This window comes from Kitasatospora sp. NPDC057518 (assembly GCF_042802075.1).
Taxonomy (GTDB): Bacteria; Actinomycetota; Actinomycetes; order Streptomycetales; family Streptomycetaceae; genus Kitasatospora.
In genome coordinates this window covers 1-17,215 of sequence record NZ_JBHVEU010000164.1, presented here as the reverse complement: position 1 = coordinate 17,215, position 17,215 = coordinate 1, and the positions used below count along the sequence as shown (strand labels likewise).

At 73.0% G+C, this 17,215-nt stretch carries 17 protein-coding genes; 16 read left to right on the top strand and 1 reads right to left on the bottom strand.

Annotated features, from left to right (window positions below; genetic code table 11):
* The 11 genes from lepB (ACFU7Z_RS18675) to ACFU7Z_RS18625 form a co-directional block, all read left to right on the top strand.
* Nucleotides 1-808: signal peptidase I (gene lepB, locus ACFU7Z_RS18675; RefSeq protein ID WP_380778310.1), on the top strand; the 808-nt coding region annotated here is incomplete at its 5' end.
* Between the two features lie 232 nt (nt 809-1,040).
* Nucleotides 1,041-1,805: a signal peptidase I gene (gene lepB, locus ACFU7Z_RS18670; protein ID WP_074001522.1), complete on the top strand. Its 765-nt coding sequence runs from the start codon at nt 1,041-1,043 to the stop codon at nt 1,803-1,805.
* 242 nt (nt 1,806-2,047) lie between these two features.
* Nucleotides 2,048-3,055 carry a signal peptidase I gene (gene lepB / locus ACFU7Z_RS18665; RefSeq protein WP_380778308.1) on the top strand — a complete coding sequence of 336 codons (1,008 nt, stop codon included), beginning with the start codon at nt 2,048-2,050 and terminating at the stop codon, nt 3,053-3,055.
* A 160-nt stretch (nt 3,056-3,215) separates the two neighbouring features.
* Nucleotides 3,216-3,968 (top strand): signal peptidase I, encoded by a 753-nt coding sequence (gene lepB, locus ACFU7Z_RS18660; protein ID WP_380778306.1) that lies wholly within the window; start codon nt 3,216-3,218, stop codon nt 3,966-3,968.
* 112 nt (nt 3,969-4,080) lie between these two features.
* Nucleotides 4,081-4,554: an NUDIX hydrolase gene (locus tag ACFU7Z_RS18655; RefSeq protein ID WP_049650392.1), complete on the top strand. Its 474-nt coding sequence runs from the start codon at nt 4,081-4,083 to the stop codon at nt 4,552-4,554.
* A gap of 55 nt (nt 4,555-4,609) precedes the next feature.
* Nucleotides 4,610-4,936, top strand: coding sequence for a DUF2469 domain-containing protein (locus tag ACFU7Z_RS18650; protein ID WP_030056781.1), 327 nt, complete (start codon nt 4,610-4,612; stop codon nt 4,934-4,936).
* 168 nt (nt 4,937-5,104) lie between these two features.
* Nucleotides 5,105-5,608 (top strand): YraN family protein, encoded by a 504-nt coding sequence (locus tag ACFU7Z_RS18645; RefSeq protein WP_079271927.1) that lies wholly within the window; start codon nt 5,105-5,107, stop codon nt 5,606-5,608.
* A 1-nt stretch (nt 5,609) separates the two neighbouring features.
* On the top strand, nt 5,610-7,325 hold the full coding sequence (locus ACFU7Z_RS18640) for a YifB family Mg chelatase-like AAA ATPase (protein WP_079271909.1): 1,716 nt from the start codon (nt 5,610-5,612) through the stop codon (nt 7,323-7,325).
* Entirely contained in the window at nt 7,322-8,518 is a 1,197-nt protein-coding gene (dprA, locus tag ACFU7Z_RS18635; protein ID WP_117489675.1) for a DNA-processing protein DprA, read from the top strand. Before ACFU7Z_RS18640 ends, dprA begins: the two co-directional genes overlap by 4 nt.
* A 470-nt stretch (nt 8,519-8,988) precedes the next feature.
* Nucleotides 8,989-9,912 (top strand): RNA polymerase sigma factor WhiG, encoded by a 924-nt coding sequence (gene whiG, locus ACFU7Z_RS18630; RefSeq protein ID WP_241852776.1) that lies wholly within the window; start codon nt 8,989-8,991, stop codon nt 9,910-9,912.
* Nucleotides 9,913-10,110: 198 nt separating this feature from the next.
* A complete protein-coding gene (locus tag ACFU7Z_RS18625) occupies nt 10,111-10,695 on the top strand; it encodes a TetR/AcrR family transcriptional regulator (protein ID WP_117491975.1) in 585 nt (194 codons plus the stop codon).
* A 69-nt stretch (nt 10,696-10,764) separates the two neighbouring features.
* Here the strand turns inward: ACFU7Z_RS18625 and ACFU7Z_RS18620 are convergent, their stop codons facing one another.
* Nucleotides 10,765-11,460: a murein hydrolase activator EnvC family protein gene (locus ACFU7Z_RS18620; protein ID WP_380778304.1), complete on the bottom strand. Its 696-nt coding sequence runs from the start codon at nt 11,458-11,460 to the stop codon at nt 10,765-10,767.
* 665 nt (nt 11,461-12,125) lie between these two features.
* On the opposite strand from ACFU7Z_RS18620, the gene rpsB reads away from it, so the two are divergent.
* The 5 genes from rpsB (at nt 12,126) to ACFU7Z_RS18595 (ending at nt 17,169) form a co-directional block, all read left to right on the top strand.
* The gene (gene rpsB / locus ACFU7Z_RS18615; RefSeq protein WP_049657635.1) at nt 12,126-13,004 is read left to right on the top strand and encodes a 30S ribosomal protein S2; all 879 of its coding nucleotides are present in this window, start codon (nt 12,126-12,128) and stop codon (nt 13,002-13,004) included.
* Nucleotides 13,005-13,133: 129 nt separating this feature from the next.
* Complete coding sequence (gene tsf / locus ACFU7Z_RS18610; RefSeq protein ID WP_074001524.1) at nt 13,134-13,973, top strand: translation elongation factor Ts; 840 nt, start codon at nt 13,134-13,136, stop codon at nt 13,971-13,973.
* Nucleotides 13,974-14,234: 261 nt separating this feature from the next.
* Complete coding sequence (gene pyrH / locus ACFU7Z_RS18605; RefSeq protein WP_030056790.1) at nt 14,235-14,999, top strand: UMP kinase; 765 nt, start codon at nt 14,235-14,237, stop codon at nt 14,997-14,999.
* 98 nt (nt 15,000-15,097) lie between these two features.
* A complete protein-coding gene (gene frr, locus ACFU7Z_RS18600; RefSeq protein WP_049657639.1) occupies nt 15,098-15,655 on the top strand; it encodes a ribosome recycling factor in 558 nt (185 codons plus the stop codon).
* A gap of 284 nt (nt 15,656-15,939) precedes the next feature.
* Nucleotides 15,940-17,169 carry a phosphatidate cytidylyltransferase gene (locus ACFU7Z_RS18595; RefSeq protein ID WP_380778302.1) on the top strand — a complete coding sequence of 410 codons (1,230 nt, stop codon included), beginning with the start codon at nt 15,940-15,942 and terminating at the stop codon, nt 17,167-17,169.
* Nucleotides 17,170-17,215: the final 46 nt, after the last annotated feature.

The following is a 17,215-nucleotide window of genomic DNA, read 5'->3' as shown; positions in this document are numbered from 1 at the left end:
GCGCGCCGACGGGCCTGAACACGCTGAGGTACTGGAGCAGGCCGAGGGCCCGGAGCGGACCGGCGGCTCCGGCGGCGACGGCTCGAGCCAGTCGGACGGGTCGGACGAGTCGGAGCAGGACGAGGAGCCCGGGCGCTCGCGTTCGCGGGACCTGCTGCTGTTGGTCGGGATCTGCCTGACGGCCCTGCTGCTGGTGAACGCCTTCGTCGCGCGTCCCTTCTCGGTGCCCTCCGGGTCGATGGAGGAGACCTTGCGCCCCGGCGACCGGCTGGTCGCGTACCAGCTCGCCTACGCCTTCGGCGGCCATCCCCAGCGGGGCGACGTCGTGGTCTTCGACGGGAGGGGCTCCTTCCTCCGCGAGTCGGCGAAGCCGCCCACGTTCTGGGACGGCCTGCGCTCGTTCGCCCAGGACCTCGGGCTGGCCCCGGCCGGGGACACCGTCTACGTCAAGCGCGTGATCGGCGTCGGCGGGGACCGGGTGACCAGCACCGGGCCGGGCGCGCCGATCACCGTCAACGGCGTGCCGATCGACGAGACCTCCTACCTGTCCCCGGGCGACGACCCGTCGAGCGTGGCCTTCGACATCGTCGTGCCGGCCGGCAAGCTGTGGGTGATGGGCGACCACCGCAGCGCCTCCCGGGACTCCCGCGACCACCTCGGCGATCCCGGTGGCGGCTTCGTGCCCGAGAAGAAGGTGATCGGCCGGGCGGACTGGGTGGTCTACCCGTTCTCGCGCTGGACCAGCCTGGACCGGCCCGCGGCCTTCGCCGCGACTGCGGGGACAGGCGGTCATGGGGACCAGGGGTAGGGGGCGGCTCGACGACCGCCCGGCTGCCGGAGGCCCGACTGGCCCGACTGCGGGGGGACCGGCCGCAGGGGGTCCGGCTTCGGCCGGTCCGGTGCGCGGTGGACCGGGGGAGGACGACGCGGCAGGCCGTGGACCGGCAGGGGCCCCGTCGGCGCGCGGCCGGGCCGAGCGCCGTCGCAGTGCCCGCAAGGCCGCCCGTCGGCGCAAGCGCTCGCTGGTCCGCGAAGTGCCCATGATCGTCCTGGTGGCCCTGCTGGTGGCGCTGGTGATGAAGACCTTCCTGGTCCAGGTGTTCGTGATCCCCTCGGGTTCGATGGAGCAGACCATCCTGATCGGGGACCGGGTACTGGTGGACAAGCTGACCCCCTGGTTCGGCAGTGAGCCGCAGCGCGGCGACATCGTGGTGTTCAAGGACCCGGGCGGCTGGCTGGAGCGCGACCGCAAGCCGTCCGAGGACGGCCCGGTGCTGGGTGCGGCCAAGCAGGTGCTGACCTTCGTCGGACTGCTGCCCTCCGACAACGAGCAGGACCTGATCAAGCGGGTGATCGGCGTCGGCGGGGACACCGTCGAGTGCTGCGACGCGCAGGGGCGCCTCAGCGTCAACGGCCACCCGGTGGAGGAGTCCTACCTCGCGCCCGGCAACCCGCCGTCCCGGCAGGCCTTCAGGATCCAGGTGCCGCAGGGGCGGCTGTGGGTCATGGGTGACCACCGGGACGTCTCCGCCGACTCCCGTTTCCACATGGGCAATCCGGGACAGGGGACGATCCCGCTGAGCGGCGTGGTCGGTCGCGCGTTCGTGACCGCCTGGCCGCTGGACCGCTTCCATCAACTCGATGCGCCCGGTTCACTCTCCTCTCTCGCCCGGATGCCGCAGGCCGGCGGAACTGCCGCGGGATCGGTGGGCGTTGGGCCGGTTCCTGCGGAACCGCCGCTCGTTATGGGGGTGTTGGGCATCCTTCCGCTCGTCGTTCGCCGGTCGGGGCGGCCTCCGGAGTGAGCCGCACCGGCCGCCGACCGGACGGGCCTCGCGTGTGGGACCGCGAGCCGGATGCCTTGGAGTGATAGAGAAGTGCAGGTGCGGCCGGGAGTGGTCCCGGTCGCGGGCCGAGGCTGTGCTGGTGTCAGGGGAGTCCGCGGTGGGCAGCCCTGAGGCGTTCATGGTCGTGGTGAGCGTGGTGCCCGCTGTGCGGCACTCTGAGCGCGGGCGCGCGGGCGTCCGCACAGCAGGGAGGAGACGTTGTGGGGGATTTGGTGATCGGCGCCCGATCAGGCGCCGGAGAGCCCGAGGGCCCAGGCCGTCGGGCGGACCGGTCCACCGAGTCCGCGGCCTCCTCGGCCTCGGTCGAGGACGCGGCGGCGCAGACCGCCGACGGGCAGGGCGGTGCCGGGTCGGAGGACTCCCCGGGCTCCCAGCACGCGGAGGCCGAGTCCGCGGACGGCTCGGAGTCGGAGGCTCCGTCCAAGCCGCGCAAGCAGCGCTCGTTCTGGAAGGAACTGCCGATCCTGGTCGGCATCGCGCTCATCCTCGCGCTGGTGATCAAGACGTTCTTCGTCCAGGCGTTCTCCATTCCGTCGGAATCGATGCAGAACACGCTGCAGGTCGGCGACCGCGTCCTGGTCGACAAGCTGACCCCGTGGTTCGGGGCCGAACCCGAGCGCGGTGAGGTCGTGGTGTTCCACGACCCGGGCGGCTGGCTGAGCGACGAGCCGACCCAGCAGAGCAGCAACTCCTTCCTCCGCGGTGTGCAGGACGTGCTCAGCTTCGTCGGCCTGATGCCCTCCGCCAACGAGAAGGACCTGATCAAGCGGGTCATCGCGGTCGGCGGGGACACCGTCGAGTGCGAGGGCGAGGGGCCGGTCAAGGTCAACGGCGTCGCGCTCAACGAGCCGTACGTCTACCAGGGCAACACCCCGTGCGGCGACCACCCCTTCGGCCCGGTCAAGGTGCCCAAGGACCGGATCTGGGTCATGGGCGACCACCGCGCCAACTCGCTGGACTCCCGTTTCCACATGGACCAGCCGGGCGGCGGCACCGTCCCGGTGGACAACGTGATCGGGCGTGCCTTCGTGGTGGCCTGGCCGGTCGGCCACTGGTCGACGCTGCCGGTGCCGGACACCTTCGACCAGAAGGGCCTGGCGGCGGCCGCGCCGATGGCGCCCCCCGTGGCCGGTGCGGTGGGGGCCGTCGCCCTGCTCCCGCTGGTGCGGCGGGTGCGTGGCCGGGTGGAGAGCCGCAAGGAGTCCTGAGCTCCACCGGATCGTGTTCCGCCGGGTTGCCCCCGGCTCTTGCGCGGGCCGTGGTACCGACGAGTAATCTGCTCGGACGTGCCACGGCCCGCCGGCGTTTCCGCCCGTGCCTCCGGCGTGCCAGTGGTGTTCTCCGGTCGGCCAGAGGTGGACGGTGTCGATGAGCAGTGTCGTGGAGCAGACGGCCGACCACCCGACCGCGCCCGCCCGTGCGGGCCGTCGGCCCGCCGCGGTGCTGCAGGGCGTCGCCCTGGCGCTCGGGCTGGTGCTGATGGTCGGCGGCTTCGCGCTGATCGCGATCGACTACCGGCCGTACAAGATCCCCACCGCCTCGATGCACCCGACGCTGCGCGTCGGGGACACCGTGCTCGCCCGCAAGGTCGGCGGCGGCGACATCGGGCGGGGCGACGTGGTGGTCTTCCGGGACCAGGCCTGGGGCGGCGAACTCATGGTCAAGCGGGTGGTCGCGGTCGGCGGGGACACCGTCGCCACCAGCGGGGCCGATCACCGGCTGACGGTCGACGGGCAGCCGGTGGACGAGCCCTACCTCGCGACGCAGGGCGGCCAGGGCCAGCCGTTCAGCGTGACGGTGCCGCAGGGCCGGCTGTTCTTGCTCGGCGACAACCGGGTGGGCTCGCTGGACTCCCGCACCCACCTGGAGGTGGACGGCGGGACCGTCCCGGCCGAGGCCGTCGAGGCCAGGGTCGAGGCCACCGTGCTGCCCTTCGGCCGGACGGGCCTGCTCGACCGGGTCACGGACTTCGACGGCTTCGCGGGCCCGAAGGCCTCGCAGCCGGGGCCGCTGGAGCCCTCCGCCTACGCCGCCGTCGCGGGCGCGGCGCTGATCCTCGTGACCTCGATGGTGGGCGGGGCGGCGGGTCTGGCCCGCCGGCTCCGGGGGCGCAGCTCCTGAGCGGGGCCGCCGCCCCGCGGGCCGCTCTGCCGAACATCGCCCCGGACGACCGCGCCGGGTGGCAGGATCGGTAGCGCCACCGATGCGAACGGAAGGAGCGTGGAGCGCCGCCATGACAGCACGGCGCCGCAGAGCGGCGCGGATCCTGCTGCTGGACGGGCTGGACCGCATCCTCCTCTTCCTGGGGGCCGACCCGGCCACTCCGGGGGAGACGTGGTGGTTCACGCCCGGGGGAGGCTTGGAGGCGGGGGAGGACGTGCGGGAGGCCGCCGAGCGGGAGCTCGCCGAGGAGACCGGCCTGCGGGGTGTGGACCTGGGGCCCTTGGTGGCGTACGGCACGGTGTCGTTCTCCTTTCAGGGACAGCGCTACGAGCAGGAGCAGTGGTTCCACCTGGCCCGGACCACGGAGACGGTGCTGGACCACTCGGGCATGGGCGCCGACGAGCACGCCCAGTTGCTCGCGGCGCGTTGGTGGACGGTCGAGGAACTGAGGGGGACCGCCGAGACGGTCTATCCGGTCGGTCTGGCGGACTTCCTGGAGCGGCTGCTGGTCGAGGGCCCGCCGGTGGATCCGGTACGGCTCTGACCGTGGGTGCGGTGGTCCACAATGGGTGGACGTGACAAGTTGAGGGGACGCCTGGATGAGTGCCGAAGATCTCGAGAAGTACGAGACCGAGATGGAGCTCAAGCTCTACCGGGAGTACCGGGACGTCGTCGGCCTGTTCAAGTACGTGATCGAGACCGAACGACGGTTCTACCTCACCAACGACTACGAGCTGCAGGTGCACTCGGTCCAGGGCGAGGTGTTCTTCGAGGTGTCGATGGCGGATGCGTGGGTCTGGGACATGTACCGGCCGGCCCGGTTCGTCCGCAAGGTCCGGGTGCTGACCTTCAAGGACGTGAACATCGAGGAACTCGCGAAGAGCGATCTGGAGCTGCCCTCGGACGAGTCCGGCTTCGGGAACTGACGTTGGACGACTCCGTCCCGCGTTGTCCAGCCGAATTTCGCGGGAACGGGGCTTCTCACCCCTGCGGGTGACAGGAGTTGTCCACAGGTCCGAGTTATCCACAGGGAACGGGAATTCCCGGGCCTCGCCGTGCGCGTTGGGGCAGCCTCCTCGGCGGAGGTGGTCACCATGCAGCACACCGTCGTGCAGGACCAGGCCGTACCGGACACGGCCGCAGCCGGGAAGGCCCCGCGGGCGATCCCGGACCGCAGCACCAGGAACGGGCTCGGCCGGTACGGGGAGCGGGTCGCCGCCCGTCGCCTCGCGGAGGCCGGGCTCCGCATCCTGGACCTCAACTGGCGCTGCGCCGAGGGCGAGCTGGACATCGTCGCCCTCGACGGCGACACCGTGGCGGTCTGCGAGGTGAAGACCCGCTCCGAGCGGGGTTTCCAGCAGCCCACCGAGGCCATCGACCGGGCCAAGGCCGCCCGGCTGCAACGCCTGGCCGAGCGCTGGATGGCCGAGCGCTGGCCCGATCACTTCGCCCGGCTGGCCGGCCCCGGCTACGACCCGGGGCCCACCGATCCGCAGTGGCCTCCCGCCCCACCGGGCGGGGTGCGGATCGACCTGGTCGCGGTGGTCAACCGGGCGCGGGGTGCGGCCCTGGTCGACCACCTGCGGGGGGTGGTCTGAGATGGCCTTCGCCCGTACCTGTTCCGTCGCGCTCGTCGGCGTCGACGGAGTGATCGTCGAGGTCCAGGCCGATCTGGAGCCCGGGGTGGCCGCGTTCACCCTGGTCGGCCTGCCCGACAAGGCGCTCACCGAGGCCCGCGACCGGGTCCGTGCCGCGGTCGTGAACAGCGGCGAGGCCTGGCCGCAGCGGAAGCTGACGGTCGGCCTCAGCCCCGCCTCGGTGCCCAAGAGCGGCAGCGGCTTCGACCTCGCGGTGGCCTGTGCCGTGCTGGCCGCCGCCGAACGGCTCGACCCCTCCGCCATCGCCGACCTGCTGATCATCGGCGAGCTGGGGCTGGACGGCCGGGTGCGGCCGGTCAGAGGGGTGCTGCCGTCGGTGCTGGCCGCCGCCGACGCCGGGTACCAGCGGGTCGTGGTCGCCGAGCAGACCGCACCCGAGGCCTCGCTCGTCCCCGGGGTGACGGTGATCGGCGTCCGCAGCCTGCGCCAGCTCGTCGCCATCCTGACCGGCGCGGCGGCACCGGAGGAGCCGCCCGATCCGATCGGGGGCAGGCCCGACCCGCTGATGGCCGGCCTGATGCTGCCCAGCGCCGGCGTGCGGGGCCTGCCCGACGACAGGGCGGCCCGGCTGGACATGGCCGACGTGGCCGGCCAGTACGAGGCCCGACGGGCGCTGGAGATCGCCGCGGCCGGAGGACACCACCTCTACCTGAAGGGCCCGCCGGGCGCGGGCAAGACGATGCTGGCGGAGCGGTTGCCCGCGCTGCTCCCGCCGCTGACCCAGAAGGAGGCGCTGGAGGTCACCGCCGTCCACTCGGTGGCGGGGCTGCTCCCGGCCGGGCGCCCACTGATCGACACCGCGCCCTACTGCGCCCCGCACCACTCCACGACGATGCCGGCCATCGTCGGCGGCGGCAGCGGTATGCCGAGACCGGGAGCGGTCTCGCTGGCCCACCGGGGCGTGCTCTTCCTGGACGAGGCACCGGAGTTCCCGGTCCGGGTGCTCGACGCGCTGCGCCAGCCGCTGGAGTCGGGCGAGGTGGTGATCGCCCGCTCGGCCGGATCACTGCGGCTCCCGGCCCGCTTCCTGCTCTGCCTGGCGGCCAACCCCTGTCCGTGCGGCCGGTACTCGCGGCGGGGCGAGGGCTGTGAGTGCACCCCCGCCATGGTCAGCCGCTACCAGGGGCGGCTCTCCGGGCCGCTGCTGGACCGGGTCGACCTCCAGGTCCAGGTGGCCCCGGTGACCAGGGTCGAGCTCATGGAACGGGACACCACGGCGGAGACCACCGAGACCGTCGCGGCCCGGGTGCTGGCCGCGCGGGAGCGGGCGGCGGCCCGGCTGGCGAACACCCCGTGGCGGACCAACGCGGAGGTCCCGGGCCACGAGCTGCGCACCCGCTGGCAGCTCACGGCCGGCGCACTCAACGACGCCGCACGGCAGTTGGAGCGGGGGCTGCTGACCGCCCGGGGCCTGGACCGGGTGCTCCGGGTCGCCTGGACGGTGGCCGACCTCGCCGGCCGCGACCGGCCGGACCAACGGGACGTGCGCACCGCCCTGGTCCTGCGCACCGGGGTGGAGCACGGACTGCCGCTGACCGAGCGGGTCTTCGGGCGGCTCGGCGGAATCCCGGCCCAGCGCGCCAGCCCGGACGGCGACTTGTCCGGGGAGCCCGAGGCGCCTGACGAGCGTTCGCGAAACCAGAAGGGTGAGGCATGAACCAGTTGCTGAGGCAACCTCGAATTCCCGGTGGTTCCGATGCCGGGCCCGGCCCCGGGGCCACCACCGAGACCGAGCCGGAACGCCTCGCCCGGGTGCTGCTCGGCCGACTCAGCGAGCCGGGGGACGCGGTGGTCGGTCGATGGCTCGCTCAACTTCCCGCCGTCGACGTGGTGAAGGCGATCCGGGACGGGACGGTGCCAGACCACCCCGGACTGGACGCCACCCGACTGTCCGGGTACCAGGCGCGGCTCCCGGGGCTGGACCCGCGGATGGACCTGAAACGGGTACGGGACGTCGGTGGGCGGTTCATCATTCCGGGGGACACGGAATGGCCCAGCCAACTCGACGACCTGGGCGACGGACGCCCGATCGGGCTCTGGGTGACGGGCACCGGCTCGCTGCGGCTGCTCGCGCTCCGCTCGGTCGCGATGGTGGGCTCCCGCGCCTGTACGGCCTACGGCGCCCACGTCGCGGGGGAGCTGTCCGCCCAACTGGCCGAGCGCGGCTGGGTGGTCGTCTCCGGAGCCGCCTACGGGATCGACGCGGCCGCGCACCGCGGGGCGCTCGCGGTCGGTGGGACGACCGCCGCCGTACTCGCCTGCGGCGTCGACGTGGCCTATCCCAAGGGCAACGCCGAACTGATCCGGCGGATCGGCGTCCAGGGCCTGCTGGTCAGCGAACTCCCGCCCGGGGAGCACCCGAACCGCTTCCGCTTCGTCCTCCGCAACCGGGTCATCGCGGCGCTCACCCGGGGGACGGTGGTGGTCGAGGCGGCGGTGCGCAGCGGAGCCCTGAGCACGGCCCGACGGGCGCGGGACCTCAACCGCCACACCATGGGCGTCGCGGGCCCGGTGACCTCGGAACTCTCCGCCGGGGTGCACGCCCTGATCCGCAGCGGCGGTGCCACCCTGGTCACCGACGCGGCCGAGATCACCGAGCTGATCGGGGCGATCGGGGAGGACCTCGCGCCGCAGCGCAGCGGCCCGGTGCTCCCGCGCGACCTGCTGGAGCCGGCGGTGGCCCGGGTGCTGGAGGCCGTACCGGCGACGGCGGAGGGCGCGCCGGTCGAGCGGCTGGCCCGGCAGTCCGGCCTCCCGCCGGACGAAGTCCTGCAACGGCTCTACGAGCTGGGGTCGCTCGGCTACGTGGAGCGGCACGGCGCGCACTGGCGCGTGGTGCGGAGGAGGTGAGCGCTGGGACCGGGAACACGTTTGGGTAGAGGGAACGCATGTCGGATCCGCCCGGCTGACCTGCCGATCCGGTTCTGCTGTCCGTCGCCCGGATCCGGTGTGCGAACGCCACCGGATCGGGGGACGACCGAGTGGCGGTAGCGCTTTGCAGTGAGTTGGTCACGCTACGCTCCACATGCCTTCCCTATCAGCACATGACTCGGCAGAACGGCGCAGACCAACGCATGCCCACACACATTCCCGGACACAGAGTGACCGGTGGCGCTCGGTCCTCGGGAGGGCCGCGGACCGAGCGGCGCCCCGCGTCCGACTACCCGTCCAAGTCGGCGGGGACGATGGGAGGCCTGTCCCGCCAGGGCGGGCGGCCGACGGTGGTGCCCCAGCCTACGGATGCGGCCCGGGGTGCCGAGCCGGCCCCGGGCGCCGGCGCGGCCGACCTCGACGGCGCGCCTGTCGGGGCGCCCGCCGGTGTGCCCCCCGGCGCGGTCGCGGCCGGCGCGCCCCGGCCGCCCGGCAGTGCGCCGGCCCGGGGCGCCACCTCTCCGGCGCTCGCCTCGCCGGTGTCCCCGCTCCGCCGGGAGAAGGCGGCGGACGGCGGCCAGGGGCAGGATGTCCGGGAGGTCGCGGCCCAGGGGCGCACCGCCCTCGAAGAGCTCTGGCGCTCCTACAAGGAGACCGGGGACCAGCGGCTGCGGGAGCAGCTGATCCTCCACTACTCACCGCTCGTCAAGTACGTGGCGGGGCGGGTCGGGGTCGGCCTGCCCTCCAACGTCGAACAGGCGGACTTCGTCTCCTCGGGGGTCTTCGGGCTGATCGACGCGATCGAGAAGTTCGACATCGACCGCGCCATCAAGTTCGAGACCTACGCGATCAGCCGCATCCGGGGCGCGATCATCGACGAGCTGCGCGCCCTGGACTGGATCCCGCGCTCGGTGCGGCAGAAGGCGAAGGCGGTCGAGCGGACGTACGCGACGCTGGAGGCCCGGCTGCGCCGGACGCCGCACGAGCCCGAGGTCGCGGCCGAGATGGGCATCGCGATCGAGGACCTGCACGCCATCTTCAGCCAGCTGTCGCTCGCCAATGTGGTCGCGCTGGACGAACTGCTCCACCCGGTGGGGGAGGGCGGCGACCGGCTGAGCCTGATGGACACCCTGGTCGACCACGGTGCGGACAACCCGGTCGAGGTGGCCGAGGACCGTGAGCTGCGCAGACTGCTGGCCCAGGCGGTCAACACCCTCCCCGAGCGGGAGAAGACGGTGGTGACGCTCTACTACTACGAGGGCCTCACCCTCGCCGAGATCGGACAGGTGCTGGGGGTGACGGAGAGTCGGGTGAGTCAGATCCACACCAAGTCCGTCCTCCAACTGCGCGCCAAGCTGTCGGACATCCGGTAGGGCGCCGACGACAAGGGCGCCGGCAGCCGGGGACCGACAGCGAGGGTGTCGGCAGCGAAGGTGCCGACCGGAGGGTGTCTGCCGTCGGTCGTCAGAAGCCGGTCGCCGGGCCCGGGCCCCGTTCCGATGCGCGGCGCCGTACCGGCCGGAGGTAGGGCTCCGTACAGTGGGACCGTGCCGAAGATCCGAGCGGCCACGGTGGCCGAGCATCGCCAGCTCCAGCGGGCAGCCCTCCTCGATGCTGCCCGCATCCTGCTGACCGAGGGTGGCATGGAGGCCCTGACCTTCCCCGCGCTCGCGGCGCGCGCCGGGCTGGCGCGCTCCTCGGTCTACGAGTACTTCCGCTCCCGCGCCGCCGTGGTCGAGGCGCTCTGTGAGGTGGACCTCCCGCTCTGGGCGGCCGAGATCGAGGCCGGGATGGCGAGCTGCGACACCGCTGTCGAGCGGATCGAGGCCTACGTCCGGGGCCAGCTGGCACTGGCCGCCGACCCCCGGCACCGCGCGGTGGTGGCGATCTCGGCGCTGGAGCTCGACGAGGCCGCGCGTGAGCGGATCAGGGCGGCGCACGGCAGGCTGGCCGGTCTGGTCGGCCGGACGCTGGAGGAACTCGGCCACGAGCAGCCCCGGCTCGCCGCGGCCCTGGTCCAGGGCGTCGTGGAAGCGGCGACCCGCAGGGCCGAGCAGGCCGCGACCGGGGGCCGCGCCGGCTGTGCGACCGAGAGCCCCGAGGAGATCGCCGACGCCGCCGTCGCGATGGTGCTGCGCGGGCTCGTCCGCGCCTGAGCCCGGCTCCGGGCCTGCCCTCGGCCCCGGCCCAGGCCCTGACCCGCACCCCACCCCCGGCCCGGCGCCCTACCCGTCCCCGCCGTCCAGCGGCAGCAGCCGGGCCGTGCCCGCGCCGAAGAGGGCCAGCGGGTCGAGGTAGCGGGTTCCGCGCAGCAGGCCCCAGTGCAGGCAGTCGCGCCCGGCGCAGTGCCGCCCGTCCGGAGCGAGCAGTCCGATCGTCTGTCCGGCGGCTACCGGGGTGCCGACCGGGACGGTGCCGGTGACGGGCAGATAGGTGGTCCGGAGCGGGGGAGAGCCCGAGCCCGGGTGGGAGACGGTCACCACCGGCCGTCCCGCCACCGGCCCGGAGAACGTGACCACTCCGGGAGCCGCCGCCCGGACCTCCGCCCCGGGTGCGGCGGCGAGGTCCACCCCCCGGTGCCCGGCGGCCCAGACCTTCGCCGGCGGCTCGAACCGGCCCAGTACCCCGTCCGGCCCACCCACCGGCCAGGCCCGCGCACCACCCCGCCCGGCCTCGCCGCCCGGGCCCGGGACGCCGACCGCACCGACGGCACCGACCGCACCGACGGCGCCGAAGCCTCCCCAAGCCCGTGAGGCTCCTGAGACGCCCGAGGCATAGGAAGCCCCCGGCGCCGCGAGCACGACCACGAGCACCACCGCCACCCACAGCGACAGCACCCCGTGAGCCCGCCGACCGGTCCGACCCACCTGGCCCATCCCGATCACCCCGATCACCCCACCGAACCACCCGCGACCAGTCATGCCCGCAGGCTCGCCCCCGCGCCGCCCCCGCACCACCCACATCCGGATTCCTGTGGACAAACCGCCCTCACGCCCGAGCGCCATCCCCCGGGCGGGTGTACGGGCGCCGCCATCCGGTGTACAAACGGCATACCGGCGACGGACCCGGGGCAGGCGGTCGACCAGCCCGCGTCCGCCCCCGCACCCGCCTCCGCGCCCACGCCGAGCTCCACCTCCGACTCCACCCCCGGCCGCCCCGCGCGACCCGCCCCGACCCCGCCGCCGCCCCACGGGAACGCTGCCGCAGCCCCACCGGAACCCGCCCACCCCGGCCGTTCCCCGGGCTCCTCCCAGGTCCTCGGCGGGCCCCCGGCCACGCGTGGAGTCGCCCGCCCCTCGGCGCTTCCCGTACACTTCACACGCGACCCGGTCCGCCGGGTCGACTTCGCACGCCCCGCCACCGGCGGCCGGACGCGGTTCGTCCGCAGCCCCGCCAGGTGCGAGTGCCGCTCGGTCCGCCGAGCCCGACCGGCCCCCGGGCCGGAAGGGTGGTAGCGGCTCGGCACGTTCGGGGCGTCAGGCGTGGCTGTCACCTGGCCGCCACGGACAAACCGAGACTGACCCGGCTGTGGGCTATCGCTGCGACGCAGTGCCGCTGCCGGGCCGTAACACCAAGGAGTACGGCAATGGCCGTCGTCACGATGCGGGAGCTGCTGGAGAGCGGCGTCCACTTCGGTCACCAGACCCGCCGCTGGAACCCGAAGATGAAGCGCTTCATCATCACCGAGCGCAACGGCATCTACATCATCGACCTCCTGCAGTCGCTGAACTACATCGACCGCGCCTTCGAGTTCATCAAGGAGACCGTTGCCCACGGCGGCAGCGTCCTCTTCGTCGGCACGAAGAAGCAGGCCCAGGAGGCCATCGCCGAGCAGGCCACCCGCGTGGGCATGCCCTACGTGAACCAGCGCTGGCTCGGCGGCATGCTGACCAACTTCTCGACCGTCTACAAGCGCCTTCAGCGTCTGAAGGAGCTCGGCGAGCTGGACTTCTCGGACGTGGCCGGCTCCGGTCTCACCAAGAAGGAGCTCCTGGTCCTCCAGCGCGAGCACGACAAGCTGGAGAAGACCCTCGGCGGTATCCGCGACATGCAGCGCGTTCCCAGCGCCGTCTGGATCGTGGACACCAAGAAGGAGCACATCGCGGTCGGCGAGGCCCGGAAGCTCAACATCCCGGTCGTCGCCATCCTCGACACCAACTGTGACCCGGACGAGGTCGACTACAAGATCCCGGGCAACGACGACGCGATCCGCTCCGTCACCCTGCTGACCCGCGTGATCGCCGACGCCGTGGCCGAGGGCCTGAAGTCCCGCGCCGGTGTCGCCAAGGGCGACGCCAAGGCCGAGCCGGGCGCCGACCAGCCGCTGGCCGCCTGGGAGAAGGACCTCATCGAGGGCGAGAAGAAGGCCGAGGAGGCCCCCGCCGAGGCCGCCGCCGAGGCCCCCGCCGCCGAGGAGGCCGCTGTCGAGGCCCCCGCCACCGAGGCGCCGGCCGAGCAGGCCTGACGTACCAAGGGTGAGGGGCACCGGCCGGTACGAAGCCGGCAGGTGCCCCTCTCTCCCGCGCCGGGACCGAACCAGCGGTCCCGGCGCATCCCCACGCAGACACGCGAGACGCGAGAAGAGATTCACACCATGGCGAACTTCACCGCCGCGGACGTCAAGAAGCTCCGTGAGCTCACCGGCGCCGGCATGATGGACTGCAAGAAGGCCCTGGACGAGGCCGAGGGCAACGTCGAGAAGGCCGTCGAGCTCCTGCGCATCAAGGGCCAGAAGGGCGTTGCCAAGCGCGAGGGCCGTGACGCCTCCAACGGCGCCGTCGCCGCGCTCATCGCCGAAGACAAGAAGTCCGGCGTTCTGGTCGAGCTGAACTGCGAGACGGACTTCGTCGCCAAGGGTGACAACTTCGTCCAGGTCGCCGACGCCATCGCCGCCCACGTCGCGAAGACCGCCCCGGCCGACCTGGACGCCGCCCTGGCTTCCGAGATCGAGGCCGGCAAGACCGTCCAGCAGTTCGTCGACGAGGCCAACGCGACCCTGGGCGAGAAGATCGTCTTCCGTCGCTTCGCCCAGTTCGACGGTGACGGCTTCGTCGCGGTCTACCTCCACAAGACCAGCCCCGACCTGCCGCCGGCCGTCGGCGTCCTGGTCGAGCTGGACAAGGAGAACGCCGAGGTCGCCAAGGACGTCGCGCAGCACATCGCCGCCTTCGCGCCGAAGTACCTGTCCCGCGAGGAGATCCCGGCCGAGGAGCTCGAGAACGAGCGCCGCGTCGCCGAGGCCACCGCCCGCGAGGAGGGCAAGCCGGAGGCCGCCCTGTCGAAGATCGTCGAGGGCCGCGTCACGGGCTTCGTGAAGGAGAACTCCGTCCTGGAGCAGGCCTTCGCGAAGGACAACAAGAAGACCGTCGCCAAGGTCCTCGAGGAGAACGGCGTCGCCCTCAAGCGCTTCGCCCGCTTCCGCGTCGGCGCCTGAGCCACGTTCCACCTGGTCCCCGGCCCCCTTACGCTGGGAACCGCCCCCGCCCGCTGACCGGGGCGGGAGGAACGCCGAACGGGCTCACCCCGCGCCTACCGCCAACGGGCGGGCTCGCGTCGGCACCATGAACGACGAGGAGGCCATTGCCGTGCAGGACACCGAACCGGTTCCCGCGGCAGTGGCCTCCTCGCGTGTACGCGCAGGCCGGGCATCCGCACACCCGCGTCTGTGACCAGTAGGTGCAAAAAGGAGAAGTCCATGCAGGAGACGCAGGAGACCGCGCAGGACCCCAAGGCCGGCTCGCGCCGCCGGGTGCTGCTCAAGCTGTCCGGTGAAGCCTTCGCCGGTGGTGGCGGGCTCGGCGTCGACCCGGACGTCGTGCACGCGATCGCCCGGGAGATCGCCACCGTCGTCCGTGCCGGTACCGAGGTCGCGGTGGTCATCGGCGGCGGCAACTTCTTCCGGGGCGCCGAGCTCCAGGTCCGCGGCATGGACCGGGCCCGCTCCGACTACATGGGCATGCTCGGCACCGTCATGAACTGCCTGGCGCTGCAGGACTTCCTGGTCAAGGAAGGCATCGAGACCCGGGTCCAGACCGCCATCACCATGGGCCAGGTCGCCGAGCCGTACCTGCCGCTGCGGGCCGTCCGGCACCTGGAGAAGGGCCGCGTGGTGATCTTCGGCGCCGGTATGGGCATGCCGTACTTCTCCACCGACACCACGGCCGTCCAGCGCGCCCTGGAGATCCACGCCGACGTCCTGCTGATGGGCAAGAACGGCGTGGACGGCGTCTACGACTCCGACCCGCGGACCAACCCGGACGCGGTCAAGTTCGACGCGCTGGAGTACTCCGAGGTCATCGCGCGCGACCTCAAGGTCGCTGACCTCACCGCGATCACGCTGTGCAAGGACAACAACCTGCCGATGCTGGTCTTCGAGCTGCTGGCGGAGGGCAATATCGCGCGTGCGGTGAAGAGTGAGAAGATCGGCACACTCATCAGCCAGGATTCTGTCCGGGCCTGAGCAGCAACCAGCCGTACGGGACGGCGGTGGCGCCGTGACCGGCCGCCGCGCCGACACCGGTCGGGACAACAGCAGATGAACCGGACAGGGAGACCACAGTGATCGAAGAGACCCTCCTCGAGGCCGAGGAGAAGATGGAGAAGGCCGTCAGCGTCGCCAAGGACGACCTCGCGGCCATCCGCACCGGCCGCGCGCACCCGGCGATGTTCGCCAAGATCGTCGCGGAGTACTACGGCGCCGTGACGCCGATCAACCAGCTGGCCTCCTTCTCGGTGCCGGAGCCGCGGATGGCGGTCGTCTCGCCGTTCGACAAGACCGCGCTGAAGGCCATCGAGCAGGCGATCCGTGACTCCGACCTGGGCGTCAACCCGTCCAACGACGGCTCGATCATCCGCGTGGTGCTGCCCGAGCTGACCGAGGAGCGCCGCCGGGAGTTCATCAAGATCGCCCGCACCAAGGGCGAGGACGCCAAGGTCTCGATCCGCGCCGTGCGCCGCAAGGCCAAGGACGCGATCGACAAGCTGGTGAAGGACGGCGAGGTCGGCGAGGACGACGGCCGCCGCGGCGAGAAGGAGCTCGACGACACCACGGCCAAGTACGTGGCCCAGGTCGACGAGCTGCTGAAGCACAAGGAAGCCGAGCTGCTCGAGGTCTGATGAACGACGCCCCTGACGCCCCCGGCTACTGGGGCCCGTCCGACCAGCAGTTCCAGCCCTACCGCCCGGCGCCGCACCCGCAGGCCGCCCCTGTCCCGGCCCACCCGGCGCCGGGGTACGGTGCGCGGCCCGCGGCGCCGGCCCCGGGACATCCCGGTCACCCGGGCGGCCACGCCGTGCCCCCGGGCACGCCGGGCGTCCCCCAGGGAGCGCCGGGCCTCCGTTCGGATCAGCCGCAGCAGCCTCCGGTGTACTGGGGCGGCGACGCGGAGGAGACTCAGGTCATGCCTCCCGTACCGGCCGAGCCCGGCCCGCCGCCCGGCACGCCCGACCACGGTCGGTCGGCCGGCCGCGGTCGGCCCGCGGCCCACGGGCGGCCCGCCGGCGGCGGCCCGGCCGACCCCGCCGAGGGGCAGGCCCGGGGGGCCGGTCGGCTGAGCGGCCCGCTGTTCCGGGACGAACAGCCCGAGCCGGCGCCGCCGGGCGTCACGGAGACGGTCGTGCTGCGCGCGATATCCGACGACGCCGCCCCCGCCCCCGCCCCCGGTCACGGCACCCCGCCGCACCCGGGGGCACCGGTGCATCCCGCGCCGCCGGCGAACCACCTGGCGGCCGGGCAGCCCCGCTTCGTGCCGTCGTCCCTCCCAGGGCAGGAGACACCCGTGGCCGCCCAGCCCGCTCCGCAGCCGCAGCCGCGCAAGCAGCGCGGCGGCCGTAACCTCCAGGCCGCCATAGGCGTGGGCGTCGGCCTCGGTGCGGTGATCATCGCCTCGCTGTTCGTGGTGAAGGCGCTGTTCCTGGTCGTCGTGATGGCCGCGGTCGCGGTCGGCGTCTGGGAGCTGACCAGCCGGCTCGCCGAGCGCAAGCAGATCAAGGCGCCGCTGGTCCCGCTGGTCGTGGGCGGCATCGCGATGGTCGCCACCGGCTACTGGTCCGGCATCCAGTGGGCCGCCGCCTCGCTCGCGCTGACCGGGCTGGCGGTGATGGTCTGGCGGATGGCCGAGCCGCCGGAGGACTACCTGCGGGACATAACGGCAGGCGTGTTCACGGCCTTCTACGTGCCGTTCCTGGCCACCTTCGTGGCGATGATGCTGGCGGCCGACGACGGCCCCCAGCGGATCGTGCTCTTCCTGATCGTGACGATCTGCAGCGACACCGGCGCCTACGCGGTGGGCTACAAGTTCGGGAAGACCAAGCTGGCGCCGACGATCAGCCCGGGCAAGACCCGCGAGGGCCTGGCCGGTGGCATCGGCCTGTCGATGCTGGCGGGCGCGCTGCTGATGGAGCTGATCATCGACGGCGGCAGCTGGTGGCAGGGCCTGATCCTGGGCGGCTGCGCGGCGGTCACCGCGACCCTGGGCGACCTGGGCGAGTCGATGATCAAGCGCGACCTCGGGATCAAGGACATGGGCACGCTGCTGCCCGGCCACGGCGGCATCATGGACCGGCTGGACTCGCTCCTGCCGACCGCCCCGGTGGTCTGGCTGCTGCTGGCGGCCTTCGTCGGCAGCTGACCCGCCCGGGCGGGACGTACGAGGTGAGGGCCCCGGACGCCTGGCG

What these genes read in the sequence shown, in the direction of transcription:
- lepB (WP_074001522.1), top strand. Translation starts at nt 1,041, where the DNA reads ATGATCGTCCTGGTGGCCCTGCTGGTGGCGCTGGTGATGAAGACCTTC.
- lepB (WP_380778306.1), top strand. Translation starts at nt 3,216, where the DNA reads ATGAGCAGTGTCGTGGAGCAGACGGCCGACCACCCGACCGCGCCCGCC.
- ACFU7Z_RS18655 (WP_049650392.1), top strand. Translation starts at nt 4,081, where the DNA reads ATGACAGCACGGCGCCGCAGAGCGGCGCGGATCCTGCTGCTGGACGGG.
- ACFU7Z_RS18650 (WP_030056781.1), top strand. Translation starts at nt 4,610, where the DNA reads ATGAGTGCCGAAGATCTCGAGAAGTACGAGACCGAGATGGAGCTCAAG.
- ACFU7Z_RS18645 (WP_079271927.1), top strand. Translation starts at nt 5,105, where the DNA reads ATGCAGCACACCGTCGTGCAGGACCAGGCCGTACCGGACACGGCCGCA.
- ACFU7Z_RS18640 (WP_079271909.1), top strand. Translation starts at nt 5,610, where the DNA reads ATGGCCTTCGCCCGTACCTGTTCCGTCGCGCTCGTCGGCGTCGACGGA.
- dprA (WP_117489675.1), top strand. Translation starts at nt 7,322, where the DNA reads ATGAACCAGTTGCTGAGGCAACCTCGAATTCCCGGTGGTTCCGATGCC.
- ACFU7Z_RS18620 (WP_380778304.1), bottom strand. Translation starts at nt 11,460, where the DNA reads ATGACTGGTCGCGGGTGGTTCGGTGGGGTGATCGGGGTGATCGGGATG.
- rpsB (WP_049657635.1), top strand. Translation starts at nt 12,126, where the DNA reads ATGGCCGTCGTCACGATGCGGGAGCTGCTGGAGAGCGGCGTCCACTTC.
- tsf (WP_074001524.1), top strand. Translation starts at nt 13,134, where the DNA reads ATGGCGAACTTCACCGCCGCGGACGTCAAGAAGCTCCGTGAGCTCACC.
- pyrH (WP_030056790.1), top strand. Translation starts at nt 14,235, where the DNA reads ATGCAGGAGACGCAGGAGACCGCGCAGGACCCCAAGGCCGGCTCGCGC.
- ACFU7Z_RS18595 (WP_380778302.1), top strand. Translation starts at nt 15,940, where the DNA reads ATGCCTCCCGTACCGGCCGAGCCCGGCCCGCCGCCCGGCACGCCCGAC.